The sequence below is a fragment of the Stenotrophomonas sp. Steno-Z1 genome (assembly GCF_056393175.1).
In genome coordinates, this window is record NZ_JBWJPB010000031.1 from 1 (window position 1) to 275 (window position 275).

General features: G+C 52.4%; 1 protein-coding gene. It reads right to left on the minus strand.

The annotated features are described in order from the left end of the window. Positions 1-43: 43 nt before the first annotated feature. On the minus strand, positions 44-275 hold a 232-nt coding region (locus AC06FD_RS20470), incomplete at its 5' end, for a hypothetical protein (protein ID WP_478078739.1).

A 275-nucleotide genomic window follows, 5' to 3' on the forward strand; every position in this document is an offset into this window, starting at 1 on the left:
GGCAACGTTTCGCTTGCTTTAAAACAATTGATATGTTGCTTGATCAAACGTCTGCAAGATGGACATACATCCTTCCTGCAGGCGCCTTCACAAGATACCTGCGCATACTGTCAAAGAACTTTGGAGTCGGCCTCAGCGCCTTCCTCCGCGTGCCCCGACGTTTCCGTCGTTGCGAGCCGCCCATTATAGCCGGCTTATCTGCTTCGTCAACACCTTTTTTCAAGGCCGTTTCACCGAAGTGAACCGTTGTTGCCGATGCCGCTTCGTCGTTTGCC